Annotated in this window: 17 protein-coding genes; 10 read left to right on the top strand and 7 right to left on the bottom strand. The window is 69.0% G+C overall.

Annotated elements, in window-relative coordinates; genetic code table 11:
* The first annotated feature begins 143 nt into the window (after positions 1-143).
* On the top strand, positions 144-1340 hold the full coding sequence (locus POL67_RS25820) for a hypothetical protein (RefSeq protein ID WP_271921663.1): 1197 nt from the start codon (positions 144-146) through the stop codon (positions 1338-1340).
* A gap of 4 nt (positions 1341-1344) precedes the next feature.
* Here POL67_RS25820 and POL67_RS25815 read toward each other — a convergent pair whose 3' ends face one another.
* Complete coding sequence (locus POL67_RS25815; protein ID WP_271921661.1) at positions 1345-2403, bottom strand: hypothetical protein; 1059 nt, start codon at positions 2401-2403, stop codon at positions 1345-1347.
* Between the two features lie 156 nt (positions 2404-2559).
* On the opposite strand from POL67_RS25815, the gene POL67_RS25810 reads away from it, so the two are divergent.
* Complete coding sequence (locus POL67_RS25810; RefSeq protein ID WP_271921659.1) at positions 2560-3015, top strand: carboxymuconolactone decarboxylase family protein; 456 nt, start codon at positions 2560-2562, stop codon at positions 3013-3015.
* 361 nt (positions 3016-3376) lie between these two features.
* On the opposite strand, the gene POL67_RS25805 is transcribed toward POL67_RS25810, so the two are convergent.
* The 3 genes from POL67_RS25805 to POL67_RS25795 form a co-directional block, all read right to left on the bottom strand.
* Positions 3377-3844 (bottom strand): hypothetical protein, encoded by a 468-nt coding sequence (locus tag POL67_RS25805; protein WP_271921657.1) that lies wholly within the window; start codon positions 3842-3844, stop codon positions 3377-3379.
* Between the two features lie 150 nt (positions 3845-3994).
* Positions 3995-5626, bottom strand: coding sequence for a hypothetical protein (locus POL67_RS25800; RefSeq protein ID WP_271921654.1), 1632 nt, complete (start codon positions 5624-5626; stop codon positions 3995-3997).
* Between the two features lie 245 nt (positions 5627-5871).
* Complete coding sequence (locus tag POL67_RS25795; protein WP_271921652.1) at positions 5872-6612, bottom strand: sterol desaturase family protein; 741 nt, start codon at positions 6610-6612, stop codon at positions 5872-5874.
* Between the two features lie 670 nt (positions 6613-7282).
* Between POL67_RS25795 and POL67_RS25790 the strand changes: the two genes are divergently transcribed.
* Together POL67_RS25790 and POL67_RS25785 are read left to right on the top strand one after the other, a co-directional pair.
* Complete coding sequence (locus POL67_RS25790) at positions 7283-12922, top strand: sensor histidine kinase (protein WP_271921650.1); 5640 nt, start codon at positions 7283-7285, stop codon at positions 12920-12922.
* A 52-nt stretch (positions 12923-12974) separates the two neighbouring features.
* On the top strand, positions 12975-13538 hold the full coding sequence (locus tag POL67_RS25785; protein ID WP_271921648.1) for a hypothetical protein: 564 nt from the start codon (positions 12975-12977) through the stop codon (positions 13536-13538).
* 3 nt (positions 13539-13541) lie between these two features.
* On the opposite strand, the gene POL67_RS25780 is transcribed toward POL67_RS25785, so the two are convergent.
* Complete coding sequence (locus POL67_RS25780; RefSeq protein ID WP_271921646.1) at positions 13542-14144, bottom strand: TetR/AcrR family transcriptional regulator; 603 nt, start codon at positions 14142-14144, stop codon at positions 13542-13544.
* Positions 14145-14243: 99 nt separating this feature from the next.
* Here POL67_RS25780 and POL67_RS25775 point away from each other — a divergent pair, with 99 nt between their 5' ends.
* From POL67_RS25775 to POL67_RS25750, 6 genes are all read left to right on the top strand, one after another.
* Entirely contained in the window at positions 14244-16694 is a 2451-nt protein-coding gene (locus tag POL67_RS25775; protein WP_271921644.1) for a PEP/pyruvate-binding domain-containing protein, read from the top strand.
* Positions 16687-18063 (top strand): MFS transporter, encoded by a 1377-nt coding sequence (locus tag POL67_RS25770; protein WP_271921642.1) that lies wholly within the window; start codon positions 16687-16689, stop codon positions 18061-18063. Before POL67_RS25775 ends, POL67_RS25770 begins: the two co-directional genes overlap by 8 nt.
* Positions 18064-18147: 84 nt before the next feature.
* Positions 18148-18660, top strand: coding sequence for a DUF1993 domain-containing protein (locus POL67_RS25765; RefSeq protein ID WP_271921640.1), 513 nt, complete (start codon positions 18148-18150; stop codon positions 18658-18660).
* Between the two features lie 53 nt (positions 18661-18713).
* On the top strand, positions 18714-19409 hold the full coding sequence (locus tag POL67_RS25760) for a helix-turn-helix transcriptional regulator (RefSeq protein ID WP_271921638.1): 696 nt from the start codon (positions 18714-18716) through the stop codon (positions 19407-19409).
* 53 nt (positions 19410-19462) lie between these two features.
* Positions 19463-19837 carry a VOC family protein gene (locus tag POL67_RS25755; RefSeq protein WP_271921636.1) on the top strand — a complete coding sequence of 125 codons (375 nt, stop codon included), beginning with the start codon at positions 19463-19465 and terminating at the stop codon, positions 19835-19837.
* A gap of 67 nt (positions 19838-19904) precedes the next feature.
* Complete coding sequence (locus POL67_RS25750) at positions 19905-20159, top strand: hypothetical protein (protein ID WP_271921634.1); 255 nt, start codon at positions 19905-19907, stop codon at positions 20157-20159.
* Positions 20160-20198: 39 nt separating this feature from the next.
* Here the strand turns inward: POL67_RS25750 and POL67_RS25745 are convergent, their stop codons facing one another.
* Entirely contained in the window at positions 20199-21602 is a 1404-nt protein-coding gene (locus POL67_RS25745; protein WP_271921632.1) for an FAD-binding oxidoreductase, read from the bottom strand.
* A gap of 38 nt (positions 21603-21640) precedes the next feature.
* Positions 21641-22336, bottom strand: coding sequence for a glycoside hydrolase family 75 protein (locus POL67_RS25740; RefSeq protein ID WP_271921630.1), 696 nt, complete (start codon positions 22334-22336; stop codon positions 21641-21643).
* Positions 22337-22358 lie beyond the last annotated feature (22 nt).

Raw genomic sequence — 22358 nt, 5'->3', positions numbered from 1 at the left:
ACCGAAGTGTCATGACGGCGTGACTGCGTCCGGCGACAGACCCCTCGGTTCTGCGGCTGCGCGTGCGTCTCTCGGATGCTGGCATGGCTTTTGTCAGGGGAGCAACCGAGGTCATGCGCATGCATCCTGGATCCACAGAATCGATGAGGAAGGTGGTTGGGGGGCTCGTCATCGGCATCGGCGCCGCGCTCGGAGGTTGCGCGCCGCCGGCGCCGCCGCAGGCGCCCGCGATGTACGAGTACCAGGTCTCGCATCTGTCGAATGGGAAGCCCCTCCGCTTCGAGGTCAAGGACTCCGTGCGCACGGTCGACAAGAAGGTCCGTGTCGGCGAGCGTCAGGTCTACAGCGCGAGCGGCAGGTACGTGGGCAAGGAGGTCGTCTACACGACGGAGCCGACCGAGGTCCCGTTCCACGAATGGCACGTCTACCAAGGCGACACGGAGATCGACGCGCTCAGCGCCCTGCGCATCGCCCGGGATGCTGCGTTCGAGGCGGCGTACGACCAGGAGCGCGAGCGCGTCCGCCAGAGCCACGCCCGCGCCCTCGAGCTTTACGAAACGGACGTGCTCCGCGCGCAAAGCAAGAAAAACATCGGGCTCGGCCTGGGGATCGTCGGGATCGTCGGGATGCTCGGCGCGGGCGTGTTGTTCGCGGCCACGAAGAATGACCCATCGCCCCCTGTCCCGTCGGCCGTGACGGGGGCCGTGTCCCTGGGCTTCATGGCTGTGGGGGTTGGTGGATTTTACGTACGAGGGCAAGCTGTGCGCGAGCAGGACGCTGCCCTGAGGCAGGCCGCGAAGCTCGCCGAGGTGCGCATGGAAAACAAGTTCCAGCGCCTCGCGACCGAGGAGCACGTGCGAAATGCCGTGGAGGGCCAGCGTCCGCGCGCCTCGGCGCCCGCGGAGGGAACGGCGGTCCCCGAGATCCGCATGGCGAAGACGCTGGATCCTGCCCTCACGACGGGGATCCCGAACAACGAGAAGCTCGGCCCCGCGCTGATCGCGATATGGACGCCCGAGGCCTACGGGATGGATCATGCCAAGGCGCACGAGGTCTTCGAACGGGAGCTTTTGCGCTCGGTCCTCTATTTCAACAACGCGAGTGGGAAGATGCCCCGCCACGAGGGCAACCTCGCCGTGTACACGGACGAGGCATCCCTCCGCGCCGTCGAGGGCGAAGGCAGCAAGCCCGAGGGAATGCCGGCGGTCAAGCTGCTCGCCCTCGCGATCGCCCTACAAACGGGGATCTACGTGCATCACGAAGGCCAATCGTCCGTATTCACGGTGCTCGACGGGGACACGATCAAGAAGCTGCTCCTGCGGGCGACGGAGCACGAATGACCGTTCAGTCGACCTCGACGAGCGTTTGCGCGACGATCTCGCCGACGCGCGCCTCGACACGGCAGGTGCCGCGCGCGACGGCGCGAAGCTCCCACGCCGAACGTTGATAGTCACGCGCGTGCGGCAGGTGGAATTCGAGAACCTCGCGCGCGCGCTCCGGCGCCTTTGCGGGCGCGACGGTGCAGACCTCCGGCGTCGCCGAGCGCGGCGCCTCCACGATCCCTGCAATCGCGCGGCCGTCGCTCGCGCGCAGCCGCACGAAAAGAAACGGCCGCTCGCCTGTGTGCAGGTGGCTCACCGGCTGGTCGAAGCGTGGCGCCGGGGGGATGCAGCCATAACCGATGCTGGTATCGTCCGCCTGAAGGTCCAGGTCGATCGCCGCGACCGCGCTCGGCTCGACCGACTCCGTCCGGATCGACGTGCCAAGCAGCGCAATTCGACCCTCGCCCGCGCGCTCGGCGCGAAGGTGAAGATCCGCCTCTGTGCCCGGGAACAACGTCACGGCCCCCTCGGCGCGCGTGGCCTCGATGGCGCGATCGCCGACCACGTCCCGCCCCTGCGCGTCGCGGGCGCGAACCGGCAGCCGTACGTCGGCGCCGACCAGAAGCAAGACGGGCGCCGCCGTGGTCGCGCCGGCGAGCGGCGATAGGATCTCCGCGCGGACCGCGGGCGCAACGACCACGGAAAAACGCGCGCGCTCGCCGTGGCCCTCGAGGACCAGCGTCGCGGCGCCGGCCGCATGCCCGCGCACGACGAGCCGACCAGGGCGCTGCTCGACGACCTCGAGCGTCGCGGGCGCTTCGCTCGTCACGCGCAGCGGGAAGTACGCGCTGGCGCTCAGCGAACCGTCGCAGCCAAGGCGACGCAGCCCCAGCAAATGCAGCTCGGTGGTCGCCCCGGGCGCGATCGCTGGGCTCGGAACACCCGCCGCCGTGTGCTGCACTTCGAGCAGCGTGCTGTGACACTCCTGCGGACCACACCCCGAGAGCGCCGCGACGAGCGTGGCCACGAGGAGCGCGCACGGCTTTCCGCTCTGCCCCCGCCCCTTCGCCTTGCGCGCCATGGCGGCAAGCCTACCACACCACGTCGAACATGGGTGCGGTGGGCCTCGAAGCGCTCGGCCAGGAAGTTATTTTCGTCCGTCGGTCACATTCCCTCGTCGCGGTCCGTCATCGAAGTGCTGGACGATTCCCAGTCGATCTGACCCAGGAGAGGAACGATGCAGGCACGGATGAAAAACCCGGCGGTGATCCTTCCCGAGGCGATGCCCGCCCTTCTCAATGTGATCAAGGCCGCGAAGAAAGGCGGCGTGCCGGAAAGGACGCTCGAGCTTGTCCATCTGCGCGCGAGCCAGATCAATGGATGCAGTTATTGCGTCGACTCGGGCGCGCGCAACGCCAAGAAGGCCGGCGAGACAGACGAACGGCTGTTTGCCGTGGCGGCCTGGCGGGAAGCGCCCTACTTCACCGAGGCCGAACGCGCCGCGCTGGCGCTCGCCGAGGCCGCCACGCGGCTCAGCGATCGGTCGGATCCGGTCCCGGACGAGATCTGGAACGAGGCCACCAAGCATTACGACGAGCAAGGGCTGGCGGCCTTGACCCTGATGATTGGCCTGACCAACCTGTTCAACCGCCTCATGGCCACCACCAAGCAGGTCGCTGGCGCGGTCTGGTAGTCGCGGGATGCCGGGGCGCGCGTCGTGCGCGCCTTCAGCACTTGTCGTGGAAGCGCAGCGTCAGCCGGAGCTCAGCGATTCGTTCGTCGTCTCGGCTTCGTGGATCCACGCCTCCGGGTAGGGCGGAGGCCCGGCGGGCGTGACGTCCGCGGGGGCGGGCTGCGGCGCGCTCGAAGCCTGCGCCGCAGCCGAGGGGACGGGTGGAGCGGCAGCAGCAGGGGCCGTCGCAGCCGGAGCCGCGGGCGGGGGGGATGCCGGTGCGGGGGGCACGACGGTGCAAGCGGCGCAGGCGACGACGAGGCGATGGTGGAGCCTCGGGCGCCGACCGATTCTGTTCTTTCCAAGTCGGCGGCTCCCCGCCTCAGGGAGTCCCCCCCGGCGGAACCTCCATCGTATGGCAACCGGCGCACGAGAACCCGTCCGCGTGGGTCTCGGGGTTGTACGTGGGGACCTGGATCAAGTCGGCCATGCGCGTCATGACCTCGTCGAACATGAACTGGCTCCACCGCGCAGCCTCCGGATCCTTGACGTATTCGAGGAACGCCTCCTCCGTGCCGGGGAGCGGGGCGATTTGCGCGCTCGGCATCGTATAGGTGCCATCGGTCGCGCCCTGGCCGTGGCAGGTCGCGCAGTCCATGGCCTCGAACTTGGGGTCGAACGCGACGAAGACCTCCTTCATCTCCGGCAGGACGACGTCGTTCATGAAGACGACACGCTCCGCGAAGCTCATGTCCTTGTAGGCTATCGGCTCCGCGGCGGGCTCCGGGTCCTCTCCCCCACACGCGGCGACGAACAGACACACGGCCATCGAGATGCGCTTCCTGTTCATGTCTCTTCTCCCTCGACCGGGCGTTTCGCCCTGGCGCTGTCTTCACGTCGAACGAGGGGGCGCGAGATCGACAAGGCGGTCGACTTTTTTCGAGGGCTCTCCAAGGTGGCGAAAGGATTGGCTTCTCTGCTCCACGCCGCGGCCGTGGTCTCAGGGGGTCGCCGTTTCCTCGGGGTCCAGCGTCCCATCGACGCGGACAAGGAAGGCACGCGCGTCGCGGCGCTCCCCGGCGATCTCCACGGGGGCGACCTCACCGGACGGGACGCCGAGCCACAACCGAACATGGCCGGCCTCGGTCACTTCCAGCTCGAACACGCGTTCGGGCACCGTCACCGTGACGCGCGCCGGTACGCGCTCCCCCACGACCTCGAGGGCAAGCTCGCCCTCGTTCGCCCCTTCCCTCGCGAGGAGCGCACGTCCACGCGGCAGAGGACGCGCCGCGAGAAGACGATCCCGCTCGATCGGAGCGCACGAGGCGGGCTTCCCCGGGCTGCACAACCAGGCCCCGTCGTTCACGAAGAGCACCGTCGTTCCGTCGCCGGCGACCTCCGCGCCCTTGAGCTCCAGGTGGGCCGGCACCTTCGACGCGAGGGACTCGATGTGCCCCGTCTCCGTGACGTGAAGCATCGCCGGCGCGCTCCCGCGCTCGCCCTCGCAATAAACGAAGACCGACCGCTCGTTGCCCGACACCCACCCGGAGCCGCACGAGGCCGGGAGCCGGGTGAGCCGGTCCTCGCCGTCGTGGCGTACGAACACCGTTCCCCCGCGGAGGAGCGGATGGCTCGTGTCGCAGACCCGTCGGTGGCGGGCGTACGTCGCGCCGCCCCCCCGGTAACGGTGCTCGCGTCTCTCGTGCTTCAGCTCGCTGTGCGCCTTTGCGCATTGTCCGTCCGAAAAAGCGAGCACGGTGGCTGCGCTCGGGACGGGCTTTCGGCTTCGGAGGCACAGGGCTTTCGAGCACTCGTCCGGGAGCCGGAGCCCCGACCAGCCGTGGGTGAGCAACCAGCCCGTTTCCGGCTCGTTTCCTGGGACCGGCGGTGTCGGCAAGCCGGGCCGATCCCGCTCGACCCCCGGGCCGAAGGTGACGGCCGGCCAGGCGAAGTCGAGCCACGGGCTCGGCGGATCGATCGGAATCCATCGGCCCTTCGCGTCGAGCCCGTGGAGCTTCGCGCGTGAGGGTGCGTCGGCGACGCGGGCCAGGATCGTGTCGCCGCGCTGCCAAACGAGGTTCCTGTCGACGTCAGGACCCGCGCGAAAACCGCTGCCCGGGAGCCGGGTGAAGGTCCGCGCCTCCATGGTCACGCGCCCCATGCCCGGCGGAAGCGGATCCTCGACGGCAAGCACGAGGGCCCCATCGGTGCGCAGAGCCATGGCCGCGATATCCACCTTGCCAGGTCGTTTCATGCGCTGGAAGGTTCTCCCCCCGTCGTGGGACGTGTAGACCGCTCCTCCCGCGCGTGGCACGGCGCCGACGACGTGGCTCCCCGCAGACACGAGGCTCGTGACGTCGGCATCGAGCTCGGCGAGGGCCTCGAACGTGCCAGCGACCGCATCCGCAGGCGTCGCCGCGCGATGGATGCGCCGCGCCCCAAGGACAAGGACCGCATCGTTCTCGACAAAACCAGCCCAGCGAATCGAAGTCTCCCCCGGCGGAGCCTTCAAAAACCCGAGGACCCCCGTCGCATCCGAGAGGAGCACGATGCCCTCGGCGACCCGCTCGAGCGCATGATGTTTGCCCTCGGAGCGGAGTTCGACGACGCGTTCGTGGGACGTCGACCGCATGCGAGGCGACGCCTCGGCCTCCGTGATTGAAAAGAGCGGGTTTCGGCTCGGTCGAGCAGGTTCTGGTCGCGCCGCGTTTCCCTTTCCAGCGGGGGGCCGCGGAGGAGCGGACGCGCAGCCCGCAAGCGTGGACGCACAAAGGACCAGGGCCAACCTCGCAGGAACCATCGTCGCGGAACGACACACGCCATGGCGATGCATTGGGTCCAAGTCCCCTTGCCCCTACGCCGCGCGGCGAAGCGTCTTCAGGAGGGGTCGTGATAGACGTCCCGGAACACGAGCATCGCGCCGAGCTTGCGCTCGTTGGTGCCAGGGAACCCGCACTGCGGGGCGAACTCGTCCGCGTCTCGGTACGTGCCAAACAGCCGATCCCAGAGCGGCAGATCGGAGAAGTTGTAGCGGTGGACGTCGAGCTCGTGGTGCACGGAATGCAGCTCGGGGGTCTGGATGAACCACTTCAGCCAGCGCGGGCTCTTGAAATTGCCATGATAAAAATACTCCCCCGTCGCGGCGAAGAAGTTGAACCAGAACGCGCCTTCGAGCGAGATGCCGAGCAGGAGGTACGCAATCGTCGCGCTGAGCAGCGCATCCGAGGCCATCTCGACGGGGTGCTTGTAGAACGACGTGAGAATCTCGATGCGCGCAGGCGAGTGGTGGATCTGGTGGAAGACACGCCAGAAGCCATCGGCGTGCCGCAGGCGGTGCCACCAGTAATAAAAGAAGGTGCCCACGAACCACGCCACGAACCCCTCGAGCCATGGGCGTTCGAGGGCGGAGAGCTTGAAGAGCGAGGCGCCCTGGAACAGGTGCACCCAGACGCGGTTCAGCGCGAGCGTGATGCCGAGCTGCGCGAGGTTCAGGAGGAGCGCGCGCGCATGCCAGCCGGGGACGTGCGGGAGCACGCGCCCAGGCCGCACGCGTTCGAGGACGAGGAAGAGGAGCGTCGAGGCCATGGTGAAGATCGTGGGGAGCGTGAGATGGGGCATGAAAAGCTCGCGTCGCAGGCGTGGGCGTGGTCGTCGGCGACGGTAGCAGCCCAAGGACCGGCGCTCAATCCACCGACGGCCTCCTGCCGCGCTCCAACCCGGCCCCCGTCCGCGCGCCCGCCGACCTCGAGCGTCGTGAACCGCCGCTCTCCGGGCGCGTCCTCCGCCCTGCGGCGCCGCAGGAGGCCATCCGCGCTCACCCGCGCCGCTCGACGGCGCTGCAGCTCGAAACCTCCCCTCCGGAGACGCCGCCCTGCGGAGCCGCAGGGGGCCCTCCGCGCTCACCCGCACCGATCGACGGCGCTGCAGGTCGAAACCTCCCCTCCGGAGACGCCGCCCTGCGGAGCCGCAAGTCTCCCTCCGCGAGGCCGTCTCCCGTTCGACGGCGCCGCAGGCCCCGGAGCGCGCTCTGCCCCTCCTGCCGAAACCCGAGATGGGCAGCGTCCGCGGGACGAGCGGCGTCGCGCCCGGACGTCGGGTCTCGTGCGCGAGCGACCGAACACGCCCGGCCGCGGGACGCGGAAGCTACGGCGCTAGCGGAAACGGAGGCGGAGGCTTATGGTTTCACCCGCGGTGGCCCGCGCCCTGGTCCTCCCGACCGGGTGCGTCCGTGGAGGCAGCAGAGAGGTACGAAGAGAGGGGCACCGAGGACCGGGAGCCGGTGCTTTTCATGTACACGCTGACCGAGACGCTCTCCGACCATGACGGCGTCGCCGTTTATCGGGGACGTCGGGACGCCGATCAACGCCCGGTGATCGTCAAGATGCTCGATCCGCGGCGATGCCGGCCCAGGGATCTCGAGCGCCTGAAGAACGAGGTGGAGATTGGCAGGACGCTCGACGTCCCTGCGGTCGTGAAGCCGCTCGCGCTCGAATCGATCGAAGGATCGCCGGCCCTGATCACGGAGGACGCGGGCGGCGTCCCGCTTCGCGACCTCCTCGGGGCGCCGATGGCCGTGGAGAGGTTTCTCCCGCTCGCGGTGGCCATCGCGCAGGCCGTCGCGGAGATCCACGCGGCGAACGTCATCCACAAGGATCTCAAGCCGGCGAACATCCTCGTCCATCCCGCGACGGGCGCCGTCCAGATTGCCGAATTCGGAATCGCCTCGCGCCTCCCCCGCGAGCAGCAGGCCGCGCAGCCGCTGCGCCTGATTGAAGGCTCCTTGCCTTACCTGTCGCCGGAGCAGACAGGACGCATGAACCGGGCGATCGACCCTCGCTCCGACCTCTATTCCCTCGGCGTCACGTTCTACGAGATGTTGACGGGCCGGCTGCCTTTTCAGGCGACGGATGCCCTGGAGTGGGTGCACTGCCATATCGCTCGGTCGCCCGTTTCCCCCGCGGAGCTCGTGCCGACCGTGCCGGAGGCGCTCGCGCGTGTCGTCTTGAAGCTGCTCGCCAAGGTAGCGGAGGAGCGCTACCAGAGCGCCACGGGGCTCCGGTACGACCTCGCGCGCTCCCTCGACGCGTGGCAAAAGGCGGGCCGGATCGAGCCGTTCCCTCTGGGCGAGCACGATGTCGCGGATCAGTTTCAGGTCCCCCAAAAGCTCTATGGTCGCGCCGAGGAGCTCGCCGTGCTCCTCGGGGCGTTCGGGCGGGTCGTCGCCACGGGCACCCCCGAATTCGTGCTGGTCTCCGGCTACTCCGGCGTCGGCAAGTCGTCCCTGGTGCACGAGCTCTACAAGCCGGTCTTTCGCGCGCAGGGCCTCCTCGTCTCGGGGAAGTTCGACCAGTACAAGCGCGACATTCCCTACGCCACGATCGCCCAGGCTTTCCGGGACCTCGTGGGCGAGCTGCTCGCCCAGACCGACGAGCGCATCGAAGCCTTTCGGCAGCGGCTGCGCGCCGCGCTCGGGGTGAACGGTCAGCTCATCGTCGACGTGATTCCTCAGATCGAGCTCGTCATCGGCCGGCAGCCGCCCGTCCCGGTTTTGCCCCTCGTCGAGGCGCAGAACCGCTTCCACATGGTGTTCCGGCAGCTCGTCTCCGTGTTTGCCTGCAAGGAGCACCCCGTGGCCGTGTTCCTCGACGATCTGCAATGGGTGGACGCCGCGAGCCTCGAGCTGCTCGAGCACCTCCTCACGCACCCCGATACGAGGTATCTTTTCCTGATCGGCGCCTACCGCGACAACGAGGTCAGCCCCGTGGATCCGTTCGTGCACATGCTCGACGAGGTGAAACGGAGCGGCGTCGCCGTGCGAGACATCGTCCTCGCGCCGCTCTCCCCCGCGCACGTCGCCGAGCTCGTCGCGGACACGGTCCACCGCCGCGCCGAGGAGGTCACGCCGCTCGCGGCGCTCGTGCACCAGAAGACCGCCGGCAATCCCTTTTTCGCGATCCAGTTCCTCACGACGCTGCACCAGGAGCACTTGATCACGTTTGATCCGCGCTCGGGGTCCTGGACGTGGGACGTCGTCAAGATCCAGGCGAAGAACTACGCTGACAACGTGGTCGACCTGATGGTGTCGAAATTGCGCCGCCTCGCGGCGACCACGCAGGACGTCATGAAAGTCGCCGCCTGCGTCGGGAACATCGCGGAGACGCGTGTCCTTTCGATGATCGACGGCCGATCGGAAGGCGAGACCCACGCCGCGTTATGGGAGGCCGTCCGGGAGGGGCTCGTCCTGCGCCTCGACGACACCTACAAGTTCGTCCACGATCGCGTGCAGGAGGCGGCGCATTCGCTCATCCCGGAGGACGAGCGGGCCCTCTTGCACCTCCGGATCGGCAGGCTGCTCGTCGCCCGCGCGTCCCGGGAGGAGCTCGAAGAGAGGATCTTCGACATCGCCAACCAGCACAACCTCGGCGCGTCCGTGCTCCCGTCCCGCAGCGACAAGGACCGCGTCGCGGAGCTCAATCTGATCGCTGGAAGCAAGGCGAAGGCCTCCACGGCCTACCTCTCGGCCATCAAGTACTTCTCGGCGGGCATGGCGCTGCTCGCCCCCGATAGCTGGGAAAACCAGTACGACCTCACCTTCCGCCTCCACCTGGAACGCGCCGAGAGCGAATTCGTGAGCGGCGGGTTCGCCGCGGCGGAGGGCTTGCTTTGGGTGATCCTCGACCACGCGAGGACGAACGTGGACCGCGCTCGAGCGACGTCCGTGAAGGTGTACCTGCACGCGATCCAGGATCAGTACGACCAGGCCGTGGCGGCGGCGATCACGGGGCTCTCCCCGTTCGGGATCGTCCTTTCGCCGCATCCCAGCCGAGACCAGGTCGACCGGGCGTATGGAAGGATCTGGCAATTGCTCGGTGAACGGCGGATCGAGGACTTGATCGACCTGCCGCCCATGACCGACCCCGACGCCAGGGCGGCCCTCGACATCCTCGTGGCCATCAATTCGCCGGCGCTCTACACCGACAACAACCTCGTCTGCTTGACGACCTGCCATAGCGTGAACTTGAGCCTCCAGCATGGCAATGCCGCCGGGTCGAGCTTCGCGTATGTATTCTTCGGCATGCTGCTCGGACCCGAGTTCAGCCAGTATCGCCTGGGGTTTCGTTTCGGGAAGCTGGGCTATGATCTGGTCGAGAAGCGCGGCTTGACCGGCTACAAGGCGAAGGTGCTCCTCGAATTCTTCCTCCTCTCGTACTGGGCGCGACCGGCCTCCACACGCCGGGCCCTGGTCGACAGCGCCTTCGCCGCGGCGCTGGAGGTCGGCGACGTGACGTTCGCCTGTTATGCGGGCAATAACCTCATCACGTTCCTCATCGTGAAGGGGGAGCGATTGGAGGAGGTCCATCACGAGTCCGAGCGGGCGCTCTCGTTCGCGCGCAAGGCGAAGTTCGGCACGTTCGAGGGCGTCATCGTCGTCCAGCAGCGCCTCATCCAGAACCTCCGCGGCCTCACCGCCCATTTCGGGTCATTCAACGGCGCGGGGTTCGACGAGGCGGAGCACGAGGCCCTCCTCGCCAAGCGCGAGGCGAGCATGGCGATCGCCGTCTGCTGGTACTACGTCTGGAAGGCGCAGGCGCGCTTCCTGTCGGGCGATTACGAGGAGGCGATCGAGGCAGCGACGAAGGCCCGCTCGCTCCTCTGGTCATGCCCTTCGTTCGACGAGGTCTCGGAATGTCATTATTATGGCGCGCTCGCGCTCGCGGCCCGGTATCACAAGACGCCACCCGAGGTGCAGGCGGACGCCATGGCGACCTTGCGCGCCGATCAGCAAGCTTTCCGTGTATGGGCGGACAACTGCCCCGAGAGCTTTTTCAACAAGTATGCCCTCCTCTCGGCCGAGATCGCCCGCCTCCAGGGCAGCGATCAAGAGGCGATGCGGCTCTACGAGCAGGCCATCCGCTCGGCGCAGGAGAACGACTTCGTGCAGAACGAAGGGATCTCCTGGGAGCTCGCCGCCCGGTTTTATCGGGATCGGGGGTTCGAGTTCATCGCCGACACCTACTTTCGCGAGGCCCGCGCCTGTTATGATCGCTGGGGGGCCGACGGGAAGGTGCGGAGCCTCGATCGAATGCATCCGCACCTGCTCGAGCGGAGGCCCGGCGCGCCGATGGCCACCTTGGCCGTGCGGGTCGAGCAGCTCGACCTCCTCGCGGTGGTCAAGGCGTCGCAGACCATCTCGGGCGAGATCGTGCAGGAGAAGCTCATCCACACGCTGCTCCGGGTCGTGCTGGAGCAAGGCGGGGCGCAGAAGGCCTACCTGCTCCTCGTCCGCGGCGGCGCCTTGGGGATCGAAGCGGAGGCCACGCTCGACGCCGAGGGGGCGCGCGCGAGGATGCTCCCGTTCCTGCCGGCCGAATCCTCGGCGCTCGTCCCCGCTTCCATCGTGCAATACGTGCGTCGTACGAAGGAGCGCCAGATCCTCGACGACGCCAGCGCCGAAGCGGGCAGGTTTTTCTCGGACGAATACATCGTGCGGGTCAAGCCTCGGTCGGTCCTGTGTTTGCCGATCCTCCGGAAGGCCGAGGTGTTCGGCTTGCTCTATCTCGAGAACAACCTCGTCCCAGGGGCCTTCACGGCCGAGCGGCTCAGCGCCCTCGAGCTCGTGGCTTTGCAGGCCGCGATCTCGATGGAAAACGCCCGGCTCCTCGCCAGCGAGCAAGCCGCGCGGCAGGCGGCCGAGCAGGACGAGCGCCGCGCGGCGTTTTTTGCGGAAGCCAGCGAGATCCTCGGCGCGTCGCTCGAGCACGAGCAGATCCTCCGTTGCCTCGCCGAGCTCTGTGTCCGCGGCCTCGCCGATTGGTGCGTGATCGACATCGTGGACAGCGGACGTATCCGTCGGGTCTCGGGTGTCCACAAGGATCCGGCGAAAAGCCCGCTGCTCGAGGAGCTCCAGCGGCGCTACCCGCCCTCTCCAGGATCGCCCCACCCCGCGGCGCAGGTGATACGGAGCGGGGAGCCGCTCCTCATGTCGGAAATCAACGAGGCGACGTTGTGCGCAAACTGCGTGGATGCGGAGCATGGCGGGATCCTCCGTGAACTCGGGACCCATATGGCCATGTACGTGCCGCTGCTCGCGCGGGGGCAGGTCCTCGGCGCGGTGAGCCTCGTCTCCGCCGATCGGGACCGCCCGTACGGGGCCGTGGAACTCGGCATGGCCGAGGAGCTCGCGCACCGCGCGGCGATCGCGATGGAGAACGCGCGGCTCTACCGCGCGACGCAGGAGGCCGTCCGGATGCGCGACGAATTCCTCGCCGTCGCCTCCCACGAGCTGCGCACCCCCATGACGTCGCTCGGGCTCTCGCTTCAATCCCTTTTGCGGGCGACCCGCGGGGAAATGCCCACGACGCGCAAGGCGACCGAGGACCTGATCCTGCGGGCTTGTCGCCAGAGCGATCGGATGAACCGGCTCATCGAGGAGCTCCTGGACGTCTCGCGGTTCGACGCCGGGCAGATCACGCTCGAGACCACGGCGTTCGATCTCACCGCCCTCGTCCGGGAGGTCGTCGCGCACTTCGACCTCGATCTGAAACGGTCCCGATGTCCGGTCCGGATCCAGGGCGACGCCCCCGTCGTCGGCGTATGGGATCGAGCCCGCCTCGAACAGGTCCTCACGAACCTGCTCGCCAATGCCATCAAGTTCGGCGTCGGCAAACCCATTGTGATCGGCGTCAGCAAAGAGGCCGGCAACGCGAGGCTCGTGGTCGCGGACCAGGGGATCGGGATCGCGCCGGACCAGCAAGCCCGTATCTTCGAGCGCTTCGGCCGTGCCGTCTCGGTGCGCCATTATGGAGGGCTCGGGCTCGGCCTGTACATCTGCCGCAAGATCGCCGAGGCCCACGGCGGCTCGATCCGCGTCGAGAGCGGGGAGGGCATCGGATCCACGTTCGTCCTCGAGCTTCCCTGCGGCATGTAGGCGCGAACCGCGCAGCCAGCTCCGGCCGCGCTCTCGTGGTACGGTGCCCTCGATGACCGCCGACGTCGCCCTCGGGATCCTCGCGCTCTTGGCCGGCGCTCTTTGGCGCCTGGAGGTCGAGTGGCGCGGCTGGGAGGGGCTCCGCTGGGCAGGATATTTTCACCTTGCCGTACCAGCCGGGATCGCGTCGTTCCTCGTGTGGACCTGGGTGTTTCTCGACGTACCCTCGCGCCGGAGGAGAGCTGCGATCGCCTCTGTGCTCGCGCTTCTCGCGGCGATCGCGGTGCCTCTCACCGAGGCTTCGCTCCGGACCGTGTTCAGCCGTTTCTTCTTCGCGCATCCCCTCCCCTGGCCCGTGCTTTTCTGGTGGCTGCTCTCCCCTTCCCTGGTCGTGGCTGTCCTCCGGGCGTTTCGCGTGCCCGTGGAGTCTCGACGCTGGGTCCTCGGCCAGGCCCTCTTCGTGGCCGCCTGGCCGCTCGGCACGCTCGTCACGCAGGTCGTCCCCCAGCACGGGCATTCCGACGCGATTCACGCGTTCAAGAGCGGGCTCGTCGTGCCCTTTTTCGTGATCGCGCTGGGCATCTCGGTGCCCACACGAAACCTCGGCAAGCCCTGAACATCAGGGGTGTTCGGTCGTCGGCGCGAGCGTTCGGCAGATGACGTCGACAGCGAACGCGACGTAGGCGCGGTTCTCGGACCGGTCGAAGCCCTGGTTCGAGAGGTGCTGGTGGAAGGGCCGAAACTGGAGCGAGCCGAGGAAGAGGTCGGCCGCGTGCTCCGGCGGGACCGGGCGCAAGAGGCCTCGCGCGATCGCACGGGAAAACCACCCGACGATCTCGCGGCGCGCGCGGACGGGCGGCAGATCCTCCCGCCGTTCGGCCGCGGACTCGGCGTGCATGCCTGCCGAGCGCAGCACCGCGAGGCACGGCACGATGCGCTCGAGGAACTCGAAGATCTCCTCGGCGAGCTCGTGGAGCTGGGTCCGCGCGTCGCGATCGTCGGGGCCCGCGCGCGCCCGGTCCATCCACGGCTGCTCCGGCGAAGGTAAGAGCGCGGCGCGCAGGAGCTGCTCCTTCGTGCCGAAGCGCTGGAACAGCACCCCGTGCGAGATGCCGAGCCGCTCCGCGATGAGCGTCGTCGGGACCGCGGCGCCGTGTTCCAGAAAACACGCACGCGCCTCTTCGAGGATCTGTGTGTCAGTTGTGTTGCGCGGGCGTGCCATTTCTGAGTAGCTTGTCACTTATTAACCCCGTGGGGCAAGTCCGCAGCGCCCCACCGCCCCGCCCGCGTCCTGCTGGCGAGAGCAGGAGGAGCCGCATCCATGATGATCCATCGCTTGAACGAGCTGTCCCGAGCGCATCTCTCCACGGCCGGCGGCAAAGGCGCGAACCTCGGCGAGCTGATGCGCCTCGGCCTCTCCGTGCCGGGCGGGTTCGTCGTGAGCGCCGAAGCATATGCCGAGCACGCGCGCGCATGGGGGCTCGCCGAGCGCCTCGCGCCGCACCTCGCCACGCAGAGCTGGGACGCCGCGGCTGCCGAGGCGGCCGAGCTCTTCGAGAAGGGCGCGCTCCAGCCCGAGCTCGAGGACGCGGTGCGCGAGGCGTACCGTGCGCTCGGCGCGCCGCGGGTCGCGGTTCGATCCTCGGCGACGGCGGAAGACCTCGCCGACGCGTCGTTCGCGGGCCAGCACGAGACCTACCTCGACATCGCGGGCGAAGACGACCTCCTCCGCGCGTTGCGGCGGTGCTGGGCGTCTCTCTGGAGCCCGCGCGCCCTCGGCTACCGGGCGGCGCGTGGCGTGGAGCACCTGGGCGTCCACATCGCGGTCGTGGTGCAGCGCATGGTGGCGGCCGATTTCGCCGGCGTCCTGTTCACGGTCGACCCGGTGGCCCAGCGCGCCGACCGCATGCTCCTGGAGGTCGCGCCGGGGCTCGGTGAAGCCGTGGTCTCGGGACACACGACCGGGGATGTCTACCGCCTGCGCCGGGAGCCCCTCGGGATCGACGAGCGCGAGCGCCGCGTGGCCGGACGCCCCGCGCCGAGCGACACGCTGGTGCTCCAGCTCGCCCGTCTCGGGCTCGACCTGGAGGCCCATTTCGGCTGCCCGCAGGATGTGGAGTTCGCCTTCGAAGGGGGCTCCGTCTACCTGCTCCAGTCGCGCCCCATCACCACCCTCGGCGCGGCCGAGATCGAGCCGCTCCCGCCGCCCCCGGAGCTCACCCGCATGCAGCGGAGGATGCTCGAAGCGAACGACAACGACCGGTTCCCCGTCGCCCCCAAGCCGATCGATCAATGGGGCTTGCGCATGGTGATCCCCGCGCTCGTCCATGCGGTGCGCACCCTGGGGCTCGACATCGACGAGGCCGACGAGCGCGCGGTGATGGACCAGGTGTGGCGTGAGTTCTTCGTCCTGCCCTCGCCGCGACCCACCCTCCGGATCTTGGGTTTGCCCCAGCGGGTCGCGGCGGGTCTGCGCCAGGACTGGCTCGGGTGGTGGGAGGCCGAGGCGTTCGGGCGAATCCTGGAGGTCTGCGCGCCGGTGGATCTCCGCGCGCTTTCCGACGTCGAGCTCCTTCGCCGCGCCGATCGCATCGAGGAGACCACGCGCGAGATCCTGTTCAAGCGGTTCGAGGGGATCCTCACCCAGCTCGCCTCGGTCGCCCTGCGACTCCCGGTCACCGTCGCCGTGGGAAGGAAGCGGGCCGACGCCATCCTGGGCGACCTCCTCTCGGGCCTGCACACCCGGACCTCCGAGGTCAACCTCGCGCTCTTCCACCTCGCGCGCAAAGCCGCGAGCGCGGGGCCGGAGGTTTTTCTCGCGATTCGCGAGGGGCACCCCGAGGATCTCCGCGCATCGGAGGCGGGCCGTGCCTTCCTCGCCGAGGTCGAGGCCTTCCTGGATGAACATGGGCACCGGGAGAGCACGGGCTTGTACCTCTCGGCGCCCACCTGGCGGCAGGATCCCGCGCCCATGTGGGGGCTCCTGCGCGGCCTGCTCGACGCCACCGAGCCGCCGTCCGAGGAGGCCGGGTACAAGCGGTACCAAGCGGCGGTCGAGGAGGTCACGCACGCGCTTCGTTTCGTGCCGGGGCTCGAAGGCTCGTTCCGCGGCACGCTGGAGCGGCTGCGGAAGGCGATCATCTTCCGGGAGCGCTCGCATTACGACCTGGCGCGCGTCTTCTCGGCGATGCAGGCGATCGTGGCCGAAATCGCGCGCCGCCTCCACGAGCGCGGCCATCTGCCGAGCCCCGACGATATTTTCTATCTGACGGAGGCCGAGATCCGAGCGTGGCTCCGCGACGGAGCGCCGCCGCTCTCCGAGGCGAAGCGGCTCGTGCAGCGCAGGCGCGCGACGTACGGCGTGGTCAACGGGAAATGGCAAAAGCGGGCGTTCGGGGCGGGCGCGGAGGGCGCCTCCGACAGCGAGCTGCGCGGCACCGGCGCCTCATCCGGCGTGGTCCGCGGCAGGGCGCGCATCATCCGCGACGAGCGTGCGTTCGGGCGCCTGAAGCCGGGGGAGATCCTCGTCTGCCGGTACACGAACCCCGCGTGGACGCCGCTCTTCACGCTTGCTGCGGGCGTCGTGACGGACACCGGCGGCGCGGCCTCGCACGCGGCCATCGTCGCGCGCGAGTACGGCATCCCCGCGGTGCTCGGGGCCGCGGGGGCCACGACGCGCATCACGGATGGCCAGGAGATCCTCGTGGACGGGACGGAAGGCCGCGTGCTGCTGCTCCGCCTGGGCGTCACGGGCGAGGTTGCTTATGCCTGAGCCCTCGTCGCGCCTGCCGGTGCGGCTCCTCGTGGCCCTCGCGCTGTCGGCGGCGCTCGGCCCGCTCAACTCCACGATGGTCGCCGTGGCGCTGCCCGAGATGTCGCGCACCCTCCCGGCCGACTCCGGCGCGCTCCGGCAGGCGCTCGTGACGAGTTATCTCCTCACGAACATCGTCCTGCAAAGCCCCGGCGGAAAACTCGGCGATCGCCTCGGCCACCGGCGCGCGCTCGGCCTCGGGCAGCTTCTTTTGGCGGCCGGCGCCGCGCTCGCCTACATCTGGCCGGTGCTCCCTGCCCTCTCGGTGGCGCGCATCGTGATGGCGGCGGGCGGCGCGATCCTGGCCCCGAGCGCGACGGCCCTGCTCCGCACCGAATTGCCGCCCGAGCTGCGCGGGCGTGCCTTCGGCGCGTTTGGCGCGGTCATGGGCATCGCGGCGGGCACCGGGCCGACGATCGGCGCGCAGCTCGTCGGGCACTTTGGCTGGACCTCGATTTTCCTCGTGAACGTGCCGGTGTTGCTCCTCGCCGCCACGCTCGCGCACCTCGGGGCGCCGGCCGGCCCCCAGGCGCCCGCCGCGCCGCGCTCGCGCTTCGATCTCCTCGGATCGATCCTGCTCGGCGCCGCGCTCGCGGCGCTCGTCCTCGGCCTCGAGCGGACGCACCTCCGCTGGGCGGCGGTGGTCGGCGCGCTCGGCTTCGTGCCCTTCGTTTTATGGGAACGGCGCGTCGCGGATCCCGTCGTCGACTTCTCTCTGTTCAAGCAGCGCGCCTTCGTGGGCGGCAGCCTGATCATCGCGCTCCAGAATTTCGCGATGTACTCGACGATCTTCGAGCTGCCTCAGGTGGCCGGGAGGCTCTTCCACGTCGGTCCCCGTGACGTCGGCGCGGTGCTCCTCTCGATGATGGGCACGATGGTGTTGACCTCGCCGTTCGCGGGGCGCGGGACCGATCGATTCGGGGCGCGCGCGGTGGCGCTCGTCGGCTGCTCGCTGGCCCTCGCCGGCACGGCCTTCCTCGCGTTGCGGCCCTTGCATGCGCTCTCCGACGCGATTCCGGCGCTCGTGATGCTCGGTGCGGGCCTCGGCCTCTCGTCCGCGCCGTCGCAGTCCGCGGCGATGAGCGACATCCCGCGGGAGAAAAGCGGAATGGCCGCGGGCCTCACCTCGACGATGCGTTATATCGGGGGCGTCGCCGGCCTCACCGTGCTCGGCCTCGTCCTCACGGATCGCCCGGCTTCGGACGTGGTCATGCACGAGCACACCACGGCCATGTCCATCTATGGCGCGGTGCTGCTCCTGACGCTCGGCTGCGCCCTCCTCCTCCCCGGCCGCGCGGTAGCGCCCGTGCCTCTCGCAAGCGCCCGCTGACCCCGCCATTCGCCTGTGTCGTCGCCGGGGTTTACGTCGCGGCGGCGCGTGCTACACCCGTCCCGCTCTACCAAGGAGACAATCATGAACCTCTACGATCCCTTCGTGCCGCAGCTCATCCAGATCGTGGGCCAGGCGTGTAAATGGCTCGACAAGGCGCAGGCCCTCGCCGAGCAAAAGAAGTTCGACGTCAACGTGCTCCTCGGCGCGCGCCTCGCGCCGGATCAGTACCCCCTCGTGCGGCAGTTCCAGGCCATCAGCGACGGCGCCAAGTTCACGGCCGCGCGCCTCGCCGGGGTGACGCCGCCCGTCTTCGAGGACAACGAGAAGACCGTCGAGGAAGTGCGCGCCCGCCTCGACAAGACGATCGCCTGGCTGAAGACCCTCGAGCCCGCGCAGTTCGAGGGCGCCGAGGCCCGCACCGTCGTCCTGCCGTTCGCGCCGGGCAAGGGGCTCAAGGGCATGGACTTCCTGGTCAAGATGGCCCTGCCGAACTTCTATTTCCACGCCACCACGGCCTACGCGATCCTCCGCCACAACGGCGTGGACGTGGGCAAGCTCGACTTCATCGGCGATCTGCCGTTCTTCGAGGTCTGACGCTGCGCGGCGAATATCGGCACCACGCGCGCGCGTGACCGATACGATGGGCCATGTCTCGCGCCTCCCGCCTGCTCGACCTCCTCCAGCTCCTGCGCCGACGCCGCGCGCCGACACCCGGCCCGGCGCTGGCCGAGGAGCTCGGCATTTCCCTCCGCACGCTCTATCGCGACATCACGACGCTGAAGGCGCAGGGCGCCGACATCCAGGGCGAACCGGGCCTCGGGTATGTGCTGCGGCCCGGCTTCACCCTGCCGCCGCTGATGTTCTCGATCGACGAAATCGAGGCCCTCGTGCTCGGTTCGCGCTGGGTCGTGGTGCGCGGCGATGCGCGGCTCGCCTCCGCGGCGGAGGACGCCGTGGCGAAGATCCGCGCCGTGCTGCCCGACGACCTCCGCCAGAGCGTCGACGCGGCCACGCTCACCGTGCCGATGGCCCACGGCGAGCCGGTCGTGATCGATGCCTCGGTGATCCGCGCCGCGATCCGCAAAGAGCAGAGGCTCGTCATCACCTACCGCGACCAGGACGGCGAAGGCACGACCCGCACGGTCTGGCCTCTCCTGATCGGCTTCTTCGACAAGGTGCAGGTGCTCGCCGCCTGGTGCGAGCTCCGGCAGGATTACCGTGCTTTCCGCGTCGATCGTATCCAGTCGGTCGAGCCGAAGGACGAGCGCTACCCGCGCCGCCGCGCCGTGCTCATCAAGGAATGGCGCGCCAAGCAGAACCTTCCCGCTGCTGCCGGAAACTGACAGTCGCCGGGCGCATACCCTCCCCGTCCACCCGATGGACGATGGAGATGCCCATGCGTACCCTCAACTATCTGCTGCTGGCCGTCCGTGATCCGCTGAAGAGCGCCGAGCTGTATTCGAAGCTCCTCGAAAGCGAGCCGGTCGAACAAGGAAAAACCTTCGTGCTTTACGTGCTGCCGACCGGCCTGAAAATCGGGCTCTGGTGCGCCGACGAGGTCGAGCCGGCGCCGAAGCCGGCGGGCGGCGTCGAGATCTCGTTCAGCGAACCGAGCAAGGACGCCGTCCGCGCGACCTATGCCGCGTGGACCCAGCTCGGCCTGAAGGTGGTGCAGGAGCCGACCGACATGGACTTTGGCTTTACCTTCGTGGTCGAGGACCCGGATGGGCACCGCCTCCGCCCGTTCGTCCTCGCCCGGAATCCGCGCTAGACGCCCCGCCGGCCCGAGGCGTGGGCGGGGCTCGACGCGGCGTCCTCGGGGCTCCAGGGGCAGCGTCATGGCTGCCGAGAAACCCAACCGACCGACTGTCTTCAGTCACGAGCATTATCACGAGCTCTCGGCCGACGAGACCGAAGCACGCGAGCGCGGATTCGACGCGCGCGGCTTCCCGGTCGAGGGGCCCTCGCTGCGCGAGGCGGAGCAGGAAGCCGAGCCTTCGCCTCCGCATCCCCACCCCCCGGGCGCCGAGCATGCCGAGCCCACGCACGGCGTGCACATCACCCCCACGGAGCCGCCCCGGCGCCGCGCCTGACCGGACCTGGGACCTCGTCCGCCGCGCAGGCGGAGCGCGCTACGGCGTGATGTTTTTGTTCAACCGGAAGAAATTCGTCGGGTCGTAGGCGCGCTTCAGCGCGGCGAGGCGCTTCATCTTGGCCTCGCCGTAGGCCTCTTGCACCCGCCCGGCGGGTTCGCCGCCGTCGAGGAAGTTCACGTACACGCCGCCGGAGGCGAACGGCTGCGTCGCCTCCCACGCGTCCTGCGTCCAGCGGATGTGGCGCTCGGCGTCCGCCGGGTCCTTCCAGCTCGATTGGAACATCGCAAAGAAAGGGGCGTTCCGTCGCGGGAACGCGGTCGCGTCCTCGTCCACCCGCGCGATCGCGCCCCCGAGGTGCAGGACCTCGAAGAGGCACAAGGCAGACGGCGCCGCGCGAAGCTGCGCCGCGATGGCCTCGATGCCCTCGTCCCCGAGCGTGGCGACATACCGCGCGCGGATGCATTGGCCATAACCGTAGGCGCCCGCCGGCGCTGTATCGAACATGCTCTGGAGGGCGGTGTAGGGCATCGGGCTGACGAGCTCCGCGACCGGCGGGCCAAACGCGCGCAGCGGCGCGAAGGCTGCCTCCGCCGCCTCGCTCGGCCCATTGTAACAGGCCGCGATGATCACCCCGGGCGCGCCGTGCATGTGCGCGGGGATCTGCGGCATGGGCGGGAGCTCGATATGGATCAGCGTGCTGCTCATCGGATCCGGCTCGGTCGCGACGAACGACTGGTAAAACCGCAGCGCGTCCGCGAATCGCTCCGACGGGTGGAACACCATCGCGACGTTCACCTGTTCGACGGGATGCAGCCGCAGCTCCAACTCGGTGACGATCCCGAAGTTGCCGCCGCCGCCGCGCAACCCCCAGAAAAGCTCCGCATTCTCGTCGGCGCTCGCGGTGACGAGCCGGCCGTCGGCGGTCACGAGATCCACCGAAAGCAGGTTGTCGATGCTGAGGCCGTGCTGGCGCATGAGCCAGCCGATCCCCCCGCCCAGCGTGACCCCGGCGACCCCGGTGGCGGAGCACTGGCCCCCGGTCGTCGCCAGCCCAAAAGCCTGCGTCTCGTGATCGAGCTCCCGCCAGGTGAGCCCCGCCTGCGCGCGCACCGTGCGCCGCGCGGGATCCACGCGGACGCCCTTCATGGGCGACAGGTCGATCACGATCCCGCCGTCACACACGCCATGGCCGGCGACGTCGTGCCCGCCGCCCCGCACCGCGACGAGCGCATCTTGCTCCCGCGCGAACCGCACGACGGAAAGGACATCGGCGACCCCGGTGCAGCGCGCGATGAGCGCCGGCCGCCGGTCGATCCGGGCATTCCAGACGACGCGGGCCGCATCGTAACGGCTGTGATCGGGATCGATGAGCTCGCCGCGGAAGTGCGTTCGAAGCGCGTCGAGTGCAGCCTGGCTGAAGCGAACGCGGTCTTGATGCATCGTGAAGTGCCTCCGGATGCCGTGGGGAATGGCCCGTGTCAGTTTGCGCCGCTCAACAAACGCGCGCGCGCTTGCCCGATGCGCGCGGCCTCCGCCGCATCTTCCTTTTTCGTCACGACGGACCCGTCGCCGGTGAACACGACGTACGTGACGCCGCTGTCGACCCCGCCCGAGATCGGGCTCGAAGGGATGCCGAGCTTCTCGGCCATCGCGTAGGACGCCTCGCCGAGGATGCCTGCGGGGCCGACGTCGCCGAGAATGCCGTATTCGATGTTTCCTTTGTAGAGGACCGCGACGACGCTGCCCATCTTGAGCCCCTGGGCCTTGTAATCGAACCCGTGGCTCGGCTTCGGCACGACGACGAAGGGCAACGTCGACGCGTCGAGTGGCTTGCCGTGCGTGTCCACCGCGGCCGTCTCCGACTGATAATACGGATCGGCCTTGCATGCAGCGCCCTGCCCGCCGTCGCAATCGATGTCCATGTCGGCGGTCCACCACAACGCGCCTTCGGTCTTGCAGATCGGAACGGTCGCCGCGCCGCCCTTGTCGGTCGCGAACGCGGTCGTGCCCTCGAGCTTCTCGCAACGCGAGAGCAATGCCGCGAGGCGGGCTGCCACGTTTTCCGGCGCCGCGGGCGGCGCGGACGCGGGGGCGACGCTCATGCTCTCTTTCGGACAACCGGCGAGCGCGATGAACGAGGCGACGACGAGGGCGGAGACGGTGGTGTATCGCATCGAAGGAGGCGGGCATCATGAC

Origin of the sequence: Polyangium mundeleinium, from assembly GCF_028369105.1 — a bacterium.
In the GTDB taxonomy this organism is placed as follows: Bacteria; Myxococcota_A; Polyangia; order Polyangiales; family Polyangiaceae; genus Polyangium; species Polyangium mundeleinium.
This window is presented reverse-complemented; position numbering and strand designations above follow the sequence as displayed.